17 protein-coding genes and 1 rRNA gene are annotated in these 16,846 nt (G+C 71.3%); 6 read left to right on the forward strand and 12 right to left on the reverse strand.

The window, feature by feature from the left end:
* Window positions 1-147: 147 nt before the first annotated feature.
* Window positions 148-498: a hypothetical protein gene (locus IF30_RS0137875; RefSeq protein ID WP_234322993.1), complete on the reverse strand. Its 351-nt coding sequence runs from the start codon at window positions 496-498 to the stop codon at window positions 148-150.
* 248 nt (window positions 499-746) lie between these two features.
* Between IF30_RS0137875 and IF30_RS0137880 the strand changes: the two genes are divergently transcribed.
* Together IF30_RS0137880 and IF30_RS0137885 are read left to right on the forward strand one after the other, a co-directional pair.
* A complete protein-coding gene (locus tag IF30_RS0137880; protein ID WP_078892023.1) occupies window positions 747-1,847 on the forward strand; it encodes a C40 family peptidase in 1,101 nt (366 codons plus the stop codon).
* Window positions 1,848-2,042: 195 nt separating this feature from the next.
* Window positions 2,043-2,768: a phosphatase PAP2 family protein gene (locus IF30_RS0137885; RefSeq protein ID WP_030247193.1), complete on the forward strand. Its 726-nt coding sequence runs from the start codon at window positions 2,043-2,045 to the stop codon at window positions 2,766-2,768.
* Between the two features lie 12 nt (window positions 2,769-2,780).
* On the opposite strand, the gene IF30_RS0137890 is transcribed toward IF30_RS0137885, so the two are convergent.
* On the reverse strand, window positions 2,781-2,972 hold the full coding sequence (locus IF30_RS0137890; protein ID WP_158835834.1) for a hypothetical protein: 192 nt from the start codon (window positions 2,970-2,972) through the stop codon (window positions 2,781-2,783).
* A gap of 162 nt (window positions 2,973-3,134) precedes the next feature.
* Between IF30_RS0137890 and IF30_RS0137895 the strand changes: the two genes are divergently transcribed.
* Window positions 3,135-4,034, forward strand: a complete 900-nt coding sequence (locus tag IF30_RS0137895) for a hypothetical protein (protein WP_051712088.1) — start codon at window positions 3,135-3,137, stop codon at window positions 4,032-4,034.
* A gap of 198 nt (window positions 4,035-4,232) precedes the next feature.
* Window positions 4,233-4,421 carry a hypothetical protein gene (locus tag IF30_RS0137900; protein WP_107054625.1) on the forward strand — a complete coding sequence of 63 codons (189 nt, stop codon included), beginning with the start codon at window positions 4,233-4,235 and terminating at the stop codon, window positions 4,419-4,421.
* 46 nt (window positions 4,422-4,467) lie between these two features.
* Here IF30_RS0137900 and IF30_RS0137905 read toward each other — a convergent pair whose 3' ends face one another.
* Entirely contained in the window at window positions 4,468-4,857 is a 390-nt protein-coding gene (locus tag IF30_RS0137905) for a metal-sensitive transcriptional regulator (protein WP_030247199.1), read from the reverse strand.
* Window positions 4,858-5,217: 360 nt separating this feature from the next.
* Here IF30_RS0137905 and IF30_RS0137910 point away from each other — a divergent pair, with 360 nt between their 5' ends.
* Both IF30_RS0137910 and IF30_RS0137915 read left to right on the forward strand, forming a co-directional pair.
* Window positions 5,218-5,838: a DUF47 domain-containing protein gene (locus tag IF30_RS0137910; protein ID WP_030059626.1), complete on the forward strand. Its 621-nt coding sequence runs from the start codon at window positions 5,218-5,220 to the stop codon at window positions 5,836-5,838.
* Between the two features lie 5 nt (window positions 5,839-5,843).
* Window positions 5,844-6,839 carry an inorganic phosphate transporter gene (locus tag IF30_RS0137915; protein WP_030247201.1) on the forward strand — a complete coding sequence of 332 codons (996 nt, stop codon included), beginning with the start codon at window positions 5,844-5,846 and terminating at the stop codon, window positions 6,837-6,839.
* Between the two features lie 158 nt (window positions 6,840-6,997).
* Here the strand turns inward: IF30_RS0137915 and pstB are convergent, their stop codons facing one another.
* The 9 genes from pstB to rrf form a co-directional block, all read right to left on the reverse strand.
* Complete coding sequence (pstB, locus tag IF30_RS0137920) at window positions 6,998-7,774, reverse strand: phosphate ABC transporter ATP-binding protein PstB (RefSeq protein WP_030247203.1); 777 nt, start codon at window positions 7,772-7,774, stop codon at window positions 6,998-7,000.
* A gap of 43 nt (window positions 7,775-7,817) precedes the next feature.
* Window positions 7,818-8,894: a phosphate ABC transporter permease PstA gene (gene pstA, locus IF30_RS0137925; RefSeq protein ID WP_030247206.1), complete on the reverse strand. Its 1,077-nt coding sequence runs from the start codon at window positions 8,892-8,894 to the stop codon at window positions 7,818-7,820.
* A complete protein-coding gene (gene pstC, locus IF30_RS0137930) occupies window positions 8,891-9,871 on the reverse strand; it encodes a phosphate ABC transporter permease subunit PstC (RefSeq protein WP_030247208.1) in 981 nt (326 codons plus the stop codon). The genes pstA and pstC overlap by 4 nt, the downstream gene beginning before the upstream one ends.
* Window positions 9,872-10,015: 144 nt before the next feature.
* On the reverse strand, window positions 10,016-11,149 hold the full coding sequence (gene pstS / locus IF30_RS0137935; protein ID WP_030247210.1) for a phosphate ABC transporter substrate-binding protein PstS: 1,134 nt from the start codon (window positions 11,147-11,149) through the stop codon (window positions 10,016-10,018).
* 226 nt (window positions 11,150-11,375) lie between these two features.
* A complete protein-coding gene (locus IF30_RS42620) occupies window positions 11,376-11,870 on the reverse strand; it encodes an NUDIX hydrolase (RefSeq protein ID WP_063752968.1) in 495 nt (164 codons plus the stop codon).
* 94 nt (window positions 11,871-11,964) lie between these two features.
* Window positions 11,965-13,053 (reverse strand): CHAD domain-containing protein, encoded by a 1,089-nt coding sequence (locus IF30_RS0137945; protein ID WP_051712089.1) that lies wholly within the window; start codon window positions 13,051-13,053, stop codon window positions 11,965-11,967.
* A 103-nt stretch (window positions 13,054-13,156) separates the two neighbouring features.
* Window positions 13,157-15,334 (reverse strand): RNA degradosome polyphosphate kinase, encoded by a 2,178-nt coding sequence (locus tag IF30_RS0137950; RefSeq protein ID WP_234322994.1) that lies wholly within the window; start codon window positions 15,332-15,334, stop codon window positions 13,157-13,159.
* A 370-nt stretch (window positions 15,335-15,704) separates the two neighbouring features.
* Window positions 15,705-16,694, reverse strand: coding sequence for a mycothiol synthase (gene mshD / locus IF30_RS0137955; protein ID WP_051712091.1), 990 nt, complete (start codon window positions 16,692-16,694; stop codon window positions 15,705-15,707).
* 72 nt (window positions 16,695-16,766) lie between these two features.
* Window positions 16,767-16,846 (reverse strand): 5S ribosomal RNA (rrf, locus tag IF30_RS0137960); the annotation flags it as partial.

A 16,846-nucleotide genomic window follows, 5' to 3' on the forward strand; every position in this document is an offset into this window, starting at 1 on the left:
GCCGGGGGCGGCTCCGGGGGCCCTCCGTCCGGGGGCGGGCGCGGACGGGGGGTGGGAACGGGGGTGAACTCCTGGGCGGCCGGCCGTTGGAGGGGGTCCGGGCGGGGACCCGGCCTCGGGGCCGGCCGGCCTGCTGCTGTCCGATCGTCAGATCGCCATGCCGTAGACAATGGTGAACAGTGTGCCGAGTGATCCGATGATGAACACGCCGGTCAGCCCGGCGACGATCAGTCCCTTGCCCTGTTCGGCCCCGAAGCTGTCGCGCATCGCGGTCGCACCGATCCGCTGTTTGGCCGCGCCCCAGACCGCGAGGCCGAGGCAGACGAGGATGGCGACGGCCATGATGACCTCGACCATCACCCGGGCCTCCGACCCGAGGCTCGCGAACGGACCCCAGTCAGGGGCGATCCCGCCGATGATGGTGTCGATGTTCGGCTTCTTGGGGGGTTCCTCGGCCAGGTGGCCGACCGCAAAGGTGTGCACGCTGCTCAGGTTCATTTCCATCTCACCGCCCGATCAGGCAAATTCAAGGGCCCGGACCCGGTCCGCGCGAAGGGTCAGGGCCCATTCTTGGCCAGATCTGATGTCGACTTGGCTACTTCTCGCGGATTGGTCGTGAGGTATCGGACACGTACGCGAGGATGTCCACCGTACGAAGGATAGCGCTCACTCCTTGTATCTCTGATGATTGCGGTGAGCAACGCCTTCCGGGACACTTCGACTGACGATTCGTCGGGATGGTGCTGATGGTACTCCGGAAGGCCGGGACGGCCGCCGCCGCTGCGGGAGTTGTTGCGTTCGGGTTCATCGGCCTGGTGACGATGGGGACTTATGCGGCGAGCGGGACGCCGGAGCAGTCGGTGAATCGTTCCGCCCTCTCCCCCGGGACGGTCCCCGCGGCCTACCAGGACGCGATCCAGAAGTGGGGCGCGCTGTGCCCGGCGATCTCGCCGCCGATGCTCGCGGCGCAGCTGTACCAGGAAAGCGGTTTCGACCCGAGGGCGCGGTCGGGAGTCGGCGCGCAGGGAATGGCGCAGTTCATGCCGGGCACCTGGGCGACGTACGGGACGGATGCGAACGGGGACGGCCGCAAGGACGTCTGGGATCCGTACGACGCGATCGCCTCGGCGGCGGTGTACGACTGCGCGCTCGCGAAGGACGTCTCGGGGGTGCCGGGCGACGCGCAGGCCAACATGCTGGCGGCCTACAACGCCGGTCCGTACGCGGTGACGAGCAACCGGGGCATCCCGCCGTACAAGGAGACCCAGGGCTACGTGCGGAACATCCAGGCGATGGCCCGCAGTTTCACCGCGCCGACCGCGCCGGTGCAGGTGTCCGCGCAGTCGGCGGGGGCGATCTACTTCGCTCAGACCAAGCTCGGCCTGCCGTACCTGTGGGGTGGTGAGGGCCTGCCCTCGCAGAGCGGGCGGTTCGACTGTTCGGGCCTGACCCGGGCCGCGTACGAGAGCGTGGGCATCGCGCTGCCCCGGGTCGCCAATGACCAGTGGTACGCCGGCCCGCACCCGTCGCGCGATCAGTTGCGGCCGGGGGACCTGGTGTTCTTCGCGACGGACCTCAGTGATCCGCGGAGCATCCACCACGTCGGGATCTACGTCGGCGGCGGGTACATGATCAACGCGCCGCACACCGGTGCGCTGATCCGCTACGACAAGATCGACACCAGGGAGTACATCGGCGCGACCCGGGTCACCTCCGACGGCGCCCAGGCACTGCCGACCCGCAACGACGACGGCTCCGTCAACGCCCCGAGCCGCCCGGGCGGCTCGCCCGCGGTGGCCGCCCCGCCCGCGCCGACGGGGCCGGCCGCCACGGGGCCGGGCCGGTAGGCCGCGGTGCGGCCGGGGCACGGCGGGAGCTGTGTGTGCGGTGTGGACGCTGAGTCAAGTTTCCATAACCGCGCGTTTCCGTGGAACGCTGTGTCCCGGCGGTGACGTTGGGTCCGGTGGCCCCTCGTCAGCTTTCCTCGTCGGGCGGGCCCCGGCGGGTACGAACAGGTGCAGCGGACCAGAAGGAGGTACGGCGTGTCGACGCCGCTTGCCGACACGACCAACCCCGACCTCGGCCTGCTCTACGCCGTCAACGGCCTGGCCAAGCGCTCGCCGCAGTGGCTGGACCACCTGGTCTCGTGGGTCGGCGAGTACGGCATCCTGATCGGCCTGGCCATGCTCGGGCTGGTGGCCTGGCTGCAGGCCAGACGCCGGCCGGACGCCCCGGTGGCGATCGCCGGTCTGCTCTGGGTGCCGCTCTCGGTCGGCATCGCCGAACTGGCCAACCTGCCGATCGCCGCGATCGTGGACCGCCCGCGCCCGTTCGTCGACCACCCCGGGCTGCTGGTGCTGGTGGACGGCAAGGCCGGCACGCACTCCTTCGTCAGCGACCACTCGACCATGACGATGGGCGTCGCGGTGGCGCTGTTCCTGGTGAACCGGCGGCTCGGCTGGATCGCCGGCGGGCTGGCCCTGCTGCAGGGCTTCTGCCGGATGTTCATGGGCGTCCACTACCCGACGGACGTGCTCGGCGGCTTCGCGCTCGCCGTCGCCGTGGTGCTGCTGCTGGCGCCGATCGCGATGGCGGTGCTGGTCCCGTTCTGCCACGCGCTGGGTCGGACGGCCGTCGCCCCGCTGATCAGGGCGCCGGAGCGCGCCGGGGCGGCCCGGGCCGGCGGGAACGGGCGGCGGAGCCGTCGGCGGGGGCGCGGGGCGGTGCGCTCCGAGGAGCAGCCGCCGGAGTCCGATCTCGCGGCCTGACCGTGCGCCGGGTCAGTCCGGCTCGACGCCGCTCTCGGCGAGGTGGTCGACCCCCTCCCGGCGGGCCAGGTCGCGGGAGCGGCGGGCCGGGGAGTACCAGCCGCAGCTGCAGGCCGCGAAGGCGAAGGACCCCCGCTCGGTGATGGTGAGACGGTGCTCGGGCATCCGGGTGGTGCCGGGCGCGGCCGGCAGCTCACTGTGCACGTGGTTCACCGTAACGCGCCGGGGGGCCGGTGCGCGACGCCGTCCGGAGCACCGGCACCCGTAACCCTTCGCCGCCCAACTCGTTTGCCCGGAAAGAGCTCTGCCCACCCGGTGGTGTCCGGCGGGGCAGTCGGGCCCGAGGGGGTTGTCGCGAGGATGAAGATGACCGACCAGCAGCGCGCCGGGCGGCCAGTGTGCCGTCCGGGTCCGCACCTGCGTTCGGCGGCCTGGGCCGCCCTGCTCGCCGCGGCCCTGGCGGCGGGAGCAGCCGGCTGTTCGGCGGGCTCCGGCGGCGGCTCCTCGGACCGGCAGTCGAGCGCCCCCGACCAGCTCGCCGCGGATCCGTTGACGGCGGTGCGCAACGCGGCGGACATCACCGGCCGCACCGGCTCGGCGCACACCGCCACCGAGCTGGTCACCGAGTCCGCAGAGAAGAAGGCCTCGTTCAGCGGGACGGGCGGCTACGACTACGTGAAGCGGATCGGCCGGCTGGAGGTGCAGGTGCCGCCGGGGGCGGCGACCACCGGGAAGATCGTCGAGGTGGTCCTGCCGGGCACGGTCTACCTGCAGAACAGCGGTGCCAAGGTGCCCGAGGGCAAGTGGGTCAAGCTGGACGTGCGGCAGTTGCCGGACGGCAACCTGGTGAGCAGCGGCGCCACCGACCCGGCTTCGGCCGCGGGGGCGCTGCGCGGGGCGCAGAAGGCGGACGCGGTCGGCACCGAGACGGTCGACGGGGTCGCGCTGCACCACTACCGCGGCACGCTGGACCTGGCGAAGGCGGCCGACGCGACCGGCGGCCGGGGTGGGGACGGCCTGCGGATGGGCGGGCAGACGTTCACCGTCAAGGAGGTCCCGTACGACGCCTGGCTGGACGACCAGGGCCGGCTGCACAAGGTGGTGGAGGTGTTCACCTTCGCCGGGGTGGCCGGGTCGAAGGAGCCCAAGGACCAGGTGAAGGTGACCTCGACCGTCTCGATGGCGGACTTCGGGAAGCCGGTCGAGGCGGCCGAGCCGTCCGCCTCGGACATCTACCAGATGAAGCCCACGGAGAGCCCCAAGTAGGCCACCGGGGCAGCGCTCCGGCGCCGGGGCGTAACCGGGTGCCCGCCGGGCCGGGTGGCCGTCCGGGGAGCGACGGCCACCCGTTTCGGCGGCGCCGAGATGGCCCGTCCGTGCCATGTGGACGGGCTCCGGAGTGCCTAGGCTGGTACGTCGGGTGGCTGCCGCCCGGGCTGGCGAGGCACTGAAGGGGTGGTGCAGGTGGTGTCGTCCACGGGCGGCCGCAGCGGCGGCCACGACGACGCGGCCCTCGACGAGATCGACCTGGCCGGCGAGCTGATGATCGCCGCGACGGCCAGCGTCGGCGACCGGCTGCCGACCGAGCGGATCGACGAGGTGCTGCTGGACCGGACGGAGCCGGGGCAGGCCGACCGGGAGGCCCACGAGTAACGGGGCTCTGCGCGGCCCGGCGGCCACGGCCGGCCGGGCCGGCGGCTCAGCTGCGCAGCAGGCGGGCGATCGCGGCGGTGGCCTCGGCGACCTTGGCGTCGAGTTCGGTGCCGCCCTGCTCGGCGGCCGCGGCGACGCAGTGCCGCAGGTGCTCCTCGAGCAGGGAGAGCGCGAAGGACTGCAGGGCCTTGGTGCTGGCCGAGACCTGGGTGAGCACGTCGATGCAGTAGACGTCCTCGTCGACCATGCGCTGGAGGCCGCGGATCTGGCCCTCGATCCGGCGCAGCCGCTTGAGGTGGGCGTCCTTCTGCGCGCTGTAGCCGTGGGGGCCGTGGCCGCCCCGGGGTCCGGCGGCCGTGGGTGCGACGGCGTCGGCGGCGTGCGGGTCGGTGCCGGGCGCGTGGTCCGGCTCGGTGCGCGCTTGCGTCGTGGTCATCGGCCCGCCTTCGTCTGAGTGCCTGGTGGCTGCGTCGGCCACCAGTGTCCAACACCGTGGCCTTCCGTGGTGTTCCGGCGGCCCACCTGGCATGTGCCGCGGGGCCCGGGAGGGGCCGTGCGGTGGTTCACCCGTCTGAGCGTCGCCCCGGCTCTTCCGCATGCACGACGGGGACAATCCGGGCGAGGTTCCGTCAGACTGGGGGCTCGCGTGCGCACGTGGCGGTGCGGTCGGGGTCGGCCCGCGCGGCAGCCGAACGGAAGGGGAGGTTCCGGCTCCTTCTTCGGCCCCCCGTTTGCGTGATTGCGCTTGGTTGCACCTAGCATCGTTCAGTCCGTACCCCGCACATCGGAGATTTCCGTGCGTTTTAGCCTGACCCCGAAGGAGACGAGCTTCTACGACATGTTCGCCGCCGCGGCGGAGAACCTCGTCGTCGGATCGAAGCTCCTGCTGGAGCTGCTGGGATCAGACGTGTCGGCCCGCGCGGAGATCGTCGAGCGCATGCGCGCCGCCGAACACGCCGGGGACGACACCACCCATGCCGTCTTCCACCAGCTGAACTCGTCCTTCATCACGCCCTTCGACCGCGAGGACATCTACAGCCTCGCCTCGTCGCTGGACGACATCATGGACTTCATGGAGGAGGCCGTCGACCTGGTCGTCCTCTACGACATCCAGACCCTGCCGAAGGGGATCGAGCAGCAGATCGAGGTGCTGGCGCGGGCCGCCGAGCTGACCGCCGAGGCGATGCCGAACCTGCGGAGCATGTCGAACCTCACCGAGTACTGGATCGAGGTCAACCGTCTGGAGAACCAGGCCGACCAGATCCACCGCAAGCTGCTCGCCCACCTCTTCTCCGGCCAGTACGACGCCATCGAGGTGCTCAAGCTCAAGCAGGTCGTGGACGTCCTTGAGGAGGCGGCGGACGCGTTCGAGCACGTCGCCAACACGGTGGAGACCATCGCCGTCAAGGAGTCCTGACCCTCGTGGACATGGCAGCACTCATCGCCGTCATCGGCGTTGCGTTCTTCTTCACCTACACCAACGGCTTCCACGACTCGGCGAACGCGATCGCCACCTCGGTCTCCACACGGGCGCTCACCCCCAGGGCCGCGCTCGCGATGGCCGCGGTGATGAACCTGGCCGGCGCCTTCCTGGGCAGCGGCGTGGCGCACACCGTCTCCAAGGGGATCATCGAGACGCCCACCGGCAACCAGGGGATGGCGATCCTGTTCGCCGCCCTGGTCGGTGCGATCGCCTGGAACCTCGTCACCTGGTACTTCGGCCTGCCGTCCTCCTCCTCGCACGCGCTGTTCGGCGGCATGGTGGGCGCGGCGCTGGCCGGCGGGATCGGCGTGATCTGGAGCGGGGTCGTCGACAAGATCATCGTCCCGATGGTGGTCTCGCCGGTGGTCGGCCTGGTCGGCGGCTTCGTGGTGATGCTGGCGATCCTGTGGATCTTCCGCCGGGCCAACCCGCACCGGGCCAAGCGCAACTTCCGGGTCGCCCAGACCGCTTCGGCCGCCGCGATGGCCCTGGCGCACGGTCTGCAGGACGCCCAGAAGACCATGGGCATCGTGGTGATGGCGCTCACCATCTCCGGTCACCAGACCACCGGCGACATCCCGGTCTGGGTGAAGATCTCCTGCGCGACGATGCTCTCGCTGGGCACCTACGCGGGCGGCTGGCGGATCATGCGGACACTCGGCCGCAAGATCATCGAGCTGGACCCGCCGCAGGGCTTCGCGGCCGAGGCCACCTCCTCGGTGATCATGTACATCACCTCGTTCGTCTTCAAGGCGCCGATCTCCACCACCCACGTGATCACCGCGGCGATCATGGGCGTGGGGGCCACCAAGCGGGTCCGCGCGGTGCGCTGGGGGGTCGCGAAGAACATCGTCCTCGGCTGGTTCATCACCATGCCGGCGGCCGCCATCGTCGCAGCGCTGGTGTACTGGTTCGTCCACCTGTTCTGGGGCTGACCGCCGCACGGCCGGGACCGCCCGGCGACCTGACAGGGCCCGCCCCCACATCTCGGGGGCGGGCCCTTCATCATGTCCCGCGGCGGCACCGCCATGCAGCGCCGCGGGACAGCTCGCGTTCCGCCACCGGCCGCGTGCCGCTCGTGACGGGAACCGGTCTAGCCGAAGCGGCCGGAGATGTAGTCCTCGGTCGCCTGGACCGACGGGTTGGAGAAGATCCGCTGGGTGTCGTCCAGCTCGACCAGCTTGCCCGGCTGGCCGACACCGGCCAGGTTGAAGAAGGCGGTCCGGTCGCTGACGCGGGCGGCCTGCTGCATGTTGTGGGTCACGATGACGATGGTGAACTGCTCCTTCAGCACGCCGATCAGGTCCTCGATGGCGAGGGTGGAGATCGGGTCGAGCGCGGAGCAGGGCTCGTCCATCAGCAGGACCTGGGGCTCGACGGCGATGGCGCGGGCGATGCACAGCCGCTGCTGCTGGCCGCCGGAGAGGCCGGCGCCCGGCTTGTTCAGCCGGTCCTTGACCTCGTTCCACAGGTTGGCGCCCTTGAGGGACTTCTCCACCACGCCGTCCAGGACGGACTTCTTGCGGACGCCCGCGAGCTTCAGCCCGGCGACCACGTTGTCGTAGATCGACATGGTCGGGAACGGGTTCGGGCGCTGGAAGACCATGCCTACCGCGCGGCGCACGGCGACCGGGTCGACGTTGGAGGCGTACAGGTTCTCGTCGTCCAGGAGGACCTTGCCCTCGACGTGGGCGCCGGGGATCACCTCGTGCATCCGGTTGAGGGTGCGCAGGAAGGTGGACTTGCCGCAGCCGGAGGGGCCGATGAAGGCCGTCACCGAGCGGGGTTCGATGCTCATCGAGATGTCCTCGATGGCCTTGGTGGTGCCGTAGTAGGCGGACAGTCCGCTGACGTCGATGCGCTTGGCCATGATCGTTGCTTCTCTCGTGTGTCTTCGTACGTCAGTCGGTCGCTCAGTGTCCGCCCTTGGGCGAGCGCCAGCGTGCGATGCCCCGGGCGATGAGGTTGAGCCCCATCACGAAGGCGATCAGCACCAGCGCGGCGCCCCAGGCGCGGGCGTAGCCGAAGTCGTTGTTGACCATCGAGTACTGCTGCCAGATGTACATCGGCAGGGACTGCTGCGGTCCGTCGAACGGGTTGCTGTTGATGTAGTCGGCACCGAAGACCAGCATCATCACCGGGGCGGTCTCGCCCGTGATGCGGGCGACCGAGAGCATCACACCGGTGGTGATGCCGCCGATCGCGGTGGGCAGGACGATCCGCAGGATCGTCTTCCACTTCGGCACGCCGAGCGCGTACGAGGCCTCGCGCAGCTCGTTCGGGACGAGCTTGAGCATCTCCTCCGTGGACCGGACCACGACCGGCATCATCAGGATCGCCAGCGCGAGGCTGCCCGAGAAGCCGGAGTAGTCGAAGCCCAGCGCGAGGTTCCAGAGCGAGAGGATGAACAGGCCGGCGACGATCGACGGGATGCCCGTCATGACGTCGACGAAGAAGGTGACCACCTTGGCGAGCCGGCCGCGGCCGTACTCGACCAGGTAGACGGCGGTCAGCAGACCCACCGGCGCGGCGATCGCGGTGGCCAGGGCGACCTGCTCCAGGGTGCCGATCAGCGCGTGGTAGATGCCGCCGCCGGCGCCGGAGGAGCGGACGCCCTTCATGGAGTGGGTCAGGAAGTACCCGTCCACCACGCCGGCGCCCTGCTGGACGGTGTAGAAGGTCAGTGCCGCGAGCGGCACCACGGCCAGGATGAAGGCGACCCAGACCACCGAGGTGGCGAGCCGGTCCTTGGCCTGGCGGCCGCCCTCGACCCGGGCCGAGAGCACGTAGCTGGCCGCCACGAAGAGGACGGCCGAGATCAGGCCCCACTGCAGGTGGCTGGCCAGGCCGCCGGCCGCGCCGATGGCGCAGCCGAGCGCGACGGAGCCGCCGGCGACGGCGGCCGGGGCCCACTTGGGCAGCCGGTTGGCGGTCAGCGGCCGGCCGATCGGCCGGGCGTCCGCCGGGACGGACGTGGTCGCGGCGCTCATGCGTTGGCCCCCGAGTACTCCTTGCGGCGGGCGACGATCAGCCGCGCGGCACCGTTCACCAGCAGGGTGATGACGAACAGGACGAGGCCGGAGGCCATCAGCGCGTCGCGGCCGGTGTTGCCGGCCTCGTTGAACTTCAGCGCGATGTTCTGGGCGAAGGTGCCGCCGCCCGGGTCGAGCAGGTGCAGCGACAGGACGCTGTTCGACGAGAGCACGATCGCCACCGCGATCGTCTCGCCGAGCGCCCGGCCGAGGCCGAGCATCGAGGCCGAGATGATGCCGGGGCGGCCGAACGGCAGCACCGCGGTGCGGATCATCTCCCAGCGGGTCGCGCCGAGGGCGAGCGCCGCCTCCTCGTGCATCCGCGGCACCTGCCGGAAGACCTCGCGGCTGACCGCGGTGATGATCGGCAGGATCATGATGGCCAGCAGGATGCCGACGGTGAACAGGTTGCGCGGGGTGGTGCCGGCCCTGGACTGGTCGAAGACGTACGTCCAGCCGAGGTAGTCGTTCAGCCAGCTGGTCAGCCCGTCCAGGTGCGGCACCAGGAACAGCGCGCCCCAGAGGCCGTACACGATGCTGGGGACGGCGGCGAGCAGGTCCACCAGGTAGGCGAACGGCTGGGCGATCCTGCGCGGCGCGTAGTGCGAGATGAACAGCGCGATCCCGATGGCCACCGGGACGGCGATCGCCATCGCGATCAACGCGCTGACGATGGTGCCGAACACGAGGACGGCGATGCCGAAGACCGGCTTCGGGGCGTCCGGCGTCCACTCGAAGGTGGTGAGGAAGTTGCCCTCGTTCTTGCCCAGGGCGATGCCCGAGCGCCAGGCCAGGAAGCCCGCGATGGCGGCCATGATGACCAGCAGCAGGATGCCCGAGCCACGAGCGGCGTTCATGAAGATCTTGTCGCCGAACCGACTGTCACGCTTGCGGCGTTCCCTGCCTCGCGGGGCGGCAGGGGAGGATGAAGTCATTGGTCTACTCCGGTCTGGTGGTGCTGCCCCGAGGGGGCGGCACCCTGGCGGCGGTGCCCCGGACGTGCTTCTTCGTCAGTGCTTCCCGGGGGCGGCCCCGGCCCCCCTCGTTCACGGGGCCGCCCACCGGGAGGTCCTACTGGATCAGGCCAGGGTCGGGATGACGCCGTTGACCTTGTCGGTCAGCTCCTTGGGGAGCGGGACGTAGCCCGTGTCGCCGATGGCCTTCTGGCCGGCGTCGCTGGCGGCGTAGGTCAGGAAGGACTTCAGGGTGTCGAGGGTCTCGGCCTTGTTGCCCTTGTCGCAGACGATCTCGTAGGTGACCAGGACCAGCGGGTACGAGCCCTCGTCCTTGGTCGCGTAGTCGAGGGTCAGCGCCAGGTCGCTGCCGGTTCCGGCGATCTTCGCCTTGGCGAAGGTGTTGGCGGCGTTGGCGGCGGTGGCCTCGACCGGCTTGGAGGCGCCGGTGGCGATGGCGGCGCTCTTCAGGTTGTTGGTCTGCGCGTAGGAGAGCTCGGCGTAGCTGATCGAGTTCTTGACCTGCTTCACCTGGGCGGAGACGCCGGCGGACTCCTTGGCCGACTGGCCGCCCTTGCCCGCCCAGGCCTTGGCGGGCGCGTACGACCAGGCGCCACCGGAGGTCTTGGCGAAGTACTTGGTCAGGTTCTCCGTGGTGCCGGAGTCGTCGGCGCGGTGGAAGGCCTGGATGTCGGCGTCCGGCAGCTTGGCGCCCGGGTTCAGGGCGACGATCGCCGGGTCGTTCCACTTGGTGATCTGCGAGTCGAAGATCTTGGCGGCGGTCGGGCCGTCCAGCACCAGGTTGTCGACGCCGTCGATGTTGTAGACGAGCGAGATCAGGCCGCCGACCATCGGCAGGTCGATGCCCTGGCCGCCGGTGCAGACCGCCTTGGTGGCGTCGACCTCGGCCGGCTTCAGGGCCGAGTCCGAACCGGCGAACTGGACCTTGCCCTGGGTGAACTGCTGGACACCCGTGCCCGAGCCGCCGCCGCCGTAGTTGATGGTGGTGCCGGAGCAGGCGGCGCCGAAGTTGGTCTTCCAGACGTCCATCGCGTTGCCCTGGGCGGTGGAGCCCGAGGCGAGCAGCGCACCCGGCTTGCCACAGTTGATCGCCGCGGCCGACGACGAGCCGCCCGAGCCACCGGACGCCTTGGTGTCGTTGTTGTTGTCCGAGCCGCAGGCGGCGAGCGACAGCGAGCTGACGAGCGCCATGGCACCGATGGCGAGGGCCTTGGAGCGGCCGTTCCGCTGGAGCTTCACTGGGGTGTCCCTTTCTGTGGCATTGCCCGTCGCGCGGCCCGTAGAGGACGGCTAAGCACGGGTTTTGCTGTGGTCCGGGGCCCGTTCGGCCCTCCGGTAGTCCCGAAGTTAGGCCGGGTAGGTGACACGACAGCCGGTCGCAAGTGAACGGGGAGTGAACCTCGAAAGGATGACAGGAAACTACGTCAGGTAGTAACGGTTGCGTCACGGCGAGGGCGCGAGGCGATCACTTCCGTCGCTCCCTGACCGGTGGCGCGCCGGCCGCCCGCACCGGCTTCGCCCCCAGCATCGCCAGCAGCGCGTCCACCAGCACCCGGTCGTGGTCGTAGCTGAGCCGTGCACGTGCTTTCCCGGCCGGCAGCCACTCCAGCCGGTCCACCTCGCGGTTGGGCCGGAAGGCGCCGACCGACGGCACCGCCGCCCAGTACCGCACCTCCTTCGGACGGCCCTGCGCCTGGTAGTGCCGGGCCGGCAGCTCCGGGCCCAGCACACAGCGGAACCCGGTCTCCTCCCACACCTCGCGCAGCGCCGCGTCGACCATGCTCTCGCCGGGGTCGAGCTTGCCCTTCGGCAGGCTCCAGTCGTCGTACTTCGGCCGGTGGATCACCGCGATCCGCGGCCGCCCCAGCCGGCCGCTCTTCTTGAGCCGGCCCGGCAGCCAGAGCACCGCGCCCGCCGCCAGGACCACCGGGCCGCGGCCCGCCCCGGCCGGGGTCGTCAGCGTGCCCGGGGTCGTCGGCGTGCCCGGGACCGTGGGCTTGCCCGGGGCCGCTGCCGGCTCCGCCGACCGGCCCGAGGCCGGGTGCCCGCCCACCTCAGACCGCCCTCGGTGCGGCGGAGTGCCCCCAGCCCTCGGCCGGGGGGAGGTCCAGCCAGCCCTCCGGGCCCGGGGGGAGGTCGGGCCACCGGCGGCCGAAGGCGTACCGCGCCGACTCCACCTCCAGCCGCTGGTCGGCGTGCACCACGCCCAGCACGTACGCCGTCGCCGGGGTGATCCGCGGGGTGCGCGCCGCGGCGGCGGCGGTGACCGCGGCGTCGGCAGCCTCCTGCTGGCGGCCCAGCACCGCGTCCAGCTCGTCCAGCTCGCAGGACGGACGGCCGCACACCTCCAGGGCGTAGCGGGCGCGCTTCACCAGGATCCGCAACCGGGACCAGGGAGCGTCGTCGGCCGCGAGCGCCGAGTCACCGTCCACGGCGCCGCGGGCCGCCGGCACCGCGCCCAACCGGCGCAGCCCGTCCCCGCCGTACGGCGTCGCGGCCCGGTGCAGCGGCAGCTGCTGGGCGGTCGCGGACAGTGTGGCGAACGCGGCGGCCGCCTGCGGCAGCAGCACCGCGGACGCCCGGCCGCCCGCCGACTCCAGCAGCGGCACGTCGCCGACCAGCAGCGTCATCCGGTCCGCGAGCGCGTGCAGTCGGGCCGAGCGGAGCTCCTGCAGCGCCGTGGAGTGCGCCCGGGTCCTGGCCAGGGTCAGCTGCCGGTCCAGCAGGGCGCGGGCCTTCGGGGCGCCGGTGTGGCCGGCCAGCATGCCCGTCCCGTCCGGGTCGGTGCCGCTCAGCGCGTCCAGCGCGCCCAGCAGCCGGGCCGAGCGGCGGACGTACCCGGGTTCCAGGGCCAGCAGGTTGAGCAGCCAGCGCAGCTCGGTGCGGGACTCCTGCGCCCAGGTCGGCTCGAAGACCGAGCCGAAGGTGTGCAGCAGCCCGCCGATCCGTCGGACGGCCCGCAGCAGGTCCGAGGTGCCCGCCGCGGGGACGGCCGGGGCCGCCCCGGGTCTGGCGCCGACCTCGCCCACCGCCAGGGGCAGCGCGCGCAGGAAGGCGCCGGCCCGGGCGGTCAGGTGACGGGAAAGGATGTCCCCGGCGGTCTCGGTGGAGGCCGCCTGGGCCGTCATCGGCGCATCGGTCATGGCGTGGTAGATCCCCGTTCCCCCGAGGCCGTCCCCGGAGCTGGTGGCCGACCGCCGGAGCAGGTCCCCTGAACACCCCGGCGGCTTCGCATCAGTGGTCGTGTCAGCGGGAGGCGACGGCCCGACGACGCTGGCGCGAGTCGATCAACAGGTCCTGGACGTGCCGCAGTTGGCGTCCGTCGCCGTCCTGTGAGTGGCGGGTCCAGGTGCCGTCCGGACCCAGGTGCCAGGACTCGGTCTCGTCCGACATCCCGAGGTCGATCAGCCCGGACAGCTCGGCTCGGTGTGCCGGATCGGTGATCCGCAGCAGCGCCTCGATCCGGCGGTCCAGGTTGCGGTGCATCATGTCGGCGCTGCCGATCCAGACCTCCGGATCGCCGTTGTTGCCGAAGACGAACACCCGGGAGTGCTCCAGGAAGCGGCCCAGGATGCTGCGGACCCGGATGTTCTCGCTGAGCCCCGGCACGCCCGGGCGGATCGCCGAGATCCCGCGCACCCAGACGTCCACCGGCACGCCGGCCTGCGAGGCCCGGTACAGCGCGTCGATCACGGCCTCGTCGACGATCGAGTTGACCTTGAGCTTCACGAACGCCGGCCGGCCCGCCTGGTGGTGGGCGATCTCGTTGTGGATCCGCGCGACCAGTCCGTCGCGCAGACCGCGCGGCGCGGTCAGCAGACGGCGGTAGGACTCGCGGCGCGAGTAGCCGGAGAGCCGGTTGAAGAGGTCCGAGAGGTCGGCGCCGACCTGCGGGTCGGAGGTGAGCAGGCCGAGGTCCTCGTACAGCCGGGCCGTCTTCGGGTGGTAGTTGCCCGTGCCCACGTGCGAGTAGCGCCGGAGGGTGTCGCCCTCCTGGCGGACCACCAGCGACAGCTTGCAGTGCGTCTTCAGCCCGACCAGGCCGTAGACCACGTGGCAGCCGGACTCCTCCAGCTTGCGGGCCCACTTGATGTTGGCCTGCTCGTCGAAGCGCGCCTTGATCTCGACCAGCACCAGCACCTGCTTGCCGGACTCGGCCGCGTCGATGAGCGCGTCGACGATCGGCGAGTCGCCGGAGGTCCGGTACAGCGTCTGCTTGATCGCCAGCACGTCCGGATCGCCGGCCGCCTGCTCCAGGAAGGCCTGCACCGAGGTGGAGAAGCTGTCGTACGGGTGGTGCAGCAGCACGTCGCGCTCGCGCATCGCCGCGAAGATGTCCGGCTGCGAGGCCGACTCGACGTCGGTCAGCCCGCGGGCCGTACCGGCCACGAACTTCGGGTACTTGAGCTCCGGCCGGTCCAGTTCGGCGATCCCGAACAGTCCGGTCAGGTCCAGCGGCCCGGGCAGCGGGAAGACCTCCGCCTCGGTGATGTTCAGCTCCCGCACCAGCAGGTCCAGGATGTAGGGGTCGATCGACTCCTCGACCTCCAGCCGGACCGGCGGGCCGAAGCGCCGCCGCATCAGCTCCTTCTCCAGGGCCTTGAGGATGTTCTCGGTGTCGTCCTCCTCCACCTCCAGGTCCTCGTTGCGGGTGACGCGGAAGGCGTGGTGGGCCAGCACCTCCATCCCCGGGAACAGCTCCTCCAGGTGCGCGCCCATGACGTCCTCCAGCGGGACGTACCGCTGGGGCGAGGCCTCGAGGAAGCGGGCCAGCGACTGCGGCACCTTGACCCGGGCGAAGTGCTTGTGCCCGGACACCGGGTTGCGCACCACGACCGCCAGGTTGAGCGAGAGCCCCGATATGTACGGGAAGGGGTGCGCCGGGTCGACCGCCAGCGGGGTCAGGACCGGGAAGATCTTCTGCCGGAACAGCGAGTGCAGCCGCGCCTGCTCCTTCTCCGCCAGCTCCGCCCAGCGGACCACCTCGATGCCCTCGGTGGCGAGGTCCGGCAGCACCTCCTGCTGGAACGCGGCGGCGTGACGGGCCATCAACTCGCGCGAGCGGGTCCAGATCAGGTCCAGCACCTCGCGCGGCTGGAGGCCGGAGGCGCTGCGCTGGGCGACCCCGGTGGCGATCCGGCGCTTGAGGCCGGCCACCCGGACCATGAAGAACTCGTCCAGGTTGCTCGCGAATATCGCCAGGAACTTGGCCCGCTCCAGCAGCGGGATCCCCGAGTCCTCGGCAAGCTCCAGGACCCGCTCGTTGAACGCGAGCCAACTTCGCTCGCGGTCCAGGAAGCGGCCCTGCGGCAGCGCTTCGAACTCCTGCTCGTCCGCGGCCGGCAGCTCGGGCGGGATACCCAGCGCACTGGACATCCGGGCCGGCGGCCCCAGCGGCGCAGAGACGGGGCGGGGGATGCTCATGGGCTCCAGCTCCTCCAGCAGCAGGACGGCGTCCGGACGCGAATGGCTCTGCGGGCCGTCGCCCTCGCCCCGGGCCGATCCCGGGAACAGCGCCCATCCGCCGGGCGCGGTCCGTACAGGACCGGCCGACGTCAGGCGGTCGACTCTGCACGAGCGAGACACTACGGACTTCATCCTGTGATCTTCGCGGCAGCAATTGAATCCACGGTAAACACCGCATGGCCAGGAGGAAAGCTGAGTCGGTCGGGGCAAGGGGCGATGCCGGATTTGTCCCCTGCCCGCGACCGGGGCGGAACGGCTCGGATTCCTCGCAGACCGCCCTGCCGGGGTGCCGACCGTCCTGCCGAGGTGCCGACCGTCCTGCCGGGGCTCAGGCCGACCGGCGGGCCCGGTACCGGGCGCGGTACATGAGGTCCACCTCGTGGACGACGAACCCCAGGCGCTCGTACACCCGCACGGCGGCCGGATTGTCGGCGTCGACGTAGAGGAGGACGGTCTCCAGCGCGCGCTCGCCCGGGCCGGACCCGGTCAGGTGGCGCAGGCCCGCCGCAGTGAGCGCGCGGCCGAGGCCACTGCCCTGCTCCGCCGGGTCCACCCCGACCACGTACACCTCGCCCAGCTCCGGCTCCGTGGCAGTGGCCGGGTGCACCTTGGTCCAGTGGAAACCGACCACCTTGCCGTCACGGGTGGCGAGGAAGAAGCCGGCCGGGTCGAACCAGGGCTCGGCGATCCGCTCGGCCAGGTCACGCTCGGTCCAGGAGCCCTGCTCCGGGTGATGGGCGAAGGCCAGGGCGTTCAGCCGCAGCCACTCGGCGTCGTCCTCCCCCGGCCGGAAGGTGCGGAGCTCGATGCCCTCGGGGACGGCCACCACCTCCGTCTGCGGCCCGGTGCGGCGCATCTGCCGCAGTTCACGGACCAGCTCGGCCCCGTACGACTCGGCCAGGTGCCGGGCCGCCGGGTGGCCGCCGTGCACCCAGAAGTCCACCGCGTCGTGCCCGGCCGCATGGGCCCGCGCCAGCACGGCGTCCACCAGCGGACGGGCCAGCCCGCGGCCGCGGGCAGCCGGGTCGACCACCAGCTCGGCGGCCGGGTTGGCCGTCGGACCCGCGGCCGGGCTGTGCGGGACTTCGAGCTGACCGTAGGCGAGTACGGCATCGTCCTCGGTCTCGACCAGATGGGTGACGCCCGGCCGCGGCGTCTCCACGGCACGAAGCCGGAGTCGGCCCTGCTCGGAAACCGCCGCCCGCCCGTCCACCGCCTGGGCCTCCGCCAGAACACGCAAGGCGCCGTCACGCTGCTCCGGCCGGAGCACATCGTTCACGAGGACCGCTGTCCGGTCGTCCATGCACTGATCGTCCATGCACCGACAATACGTCACCGGAAATGCAAAGAACCCCTGATCCGAGTGGATCAGGGGTTCTTCTGAAGAATTGTTCGGCGGCGTCCTACTCTCCCACAGGGTCCCCCCTGCAGTACCATCGGCGCTATGAGGCTTAGCTTCCGGGTTCGGAA

The organism is Streptomyces sp. NRRL S-350, from assembly GCF_000719705.1.
In the GTDB taxonomy this organism is placed as follows: Bacteria; Actinomycetota; Actinomycetes; order Streptomycetales; family Streptomycetaceae; genus Kitasatospora.

Excerpts from the sequence above, each read along its gene's own strand:
- IF30_RS0137875 (WP_234322993.1), bottom strand. The coding sequence starts at position 498 with ATGAACCTGAGCAGCGTGCACACCTTTGCGGTCGGCCACCTGGCCGAG.
- IF30_RS0137880 (WP_078892023.1), top strand. The coding sequence starts at position 747 with ATGGTACTCCGGAAGGCCGGGACGGCCGCCGCCGCTGCGGGAGTTGTT.
- IF30_RS0137895 (WP_051712088.1), top strand. The coding sequence starts at position 3,135 with ATGACCGACCAGCAGCGCGCCGGGCGGCCAGTGTGCCGTCCGGGTCCG.
- IF30_RS0137905 (WP_030247199.1), bottom strand. The coding sequence starts at position 4,857 with ATGACCACGACGCAAGCGCGCACCGAGCCGGACCACGCGCCCGGCACC.
- pstB (WP_030247203.1), bottom strand. The coding sequence starts at position 7,774 with ATGGCCAAGCGCATCGACGTCAGCGGACTGTCCGCCTACTACGGCACC.
- pstA (WP_030247206.1), bottom strand. The coding sequence starts at position 8,894 with ATGAGCGCCGCGACCACGTCCGTCCCGGCGGACGCCCGGCCGATCGGC.
- pstC (WP_030247208.1), bottom strand. The coding sequence starts at position 9,871 with ATGACTTCATCCTCCCCTGCCGCCCCGCGAGGCAGGGAACGCCGCAAG.
- IF30_RS0137945 (WP_051712089.1), bottom strand. The coding sequence starts at position 13,053 with ATGACCGATGCGCCGATGACGGCCCAGGCGGCCTCCACCGAGACCGCC.
- IF30_RS0137950 (WP_234322994.1), bottom strand. The coding sequence starts at position 15,334 with ATGAGCATCCCCCGCCCCGTCTCTGCGCCGCTGGGGCCGCCGGCCCGG.
- mshD (WP_051712091.1), bottom strand. The coding sequence starts at position 16,694 with ATGGACGATCAGTGCATGGACGACCGGACAGCGGTCCTCGTGAACGAT.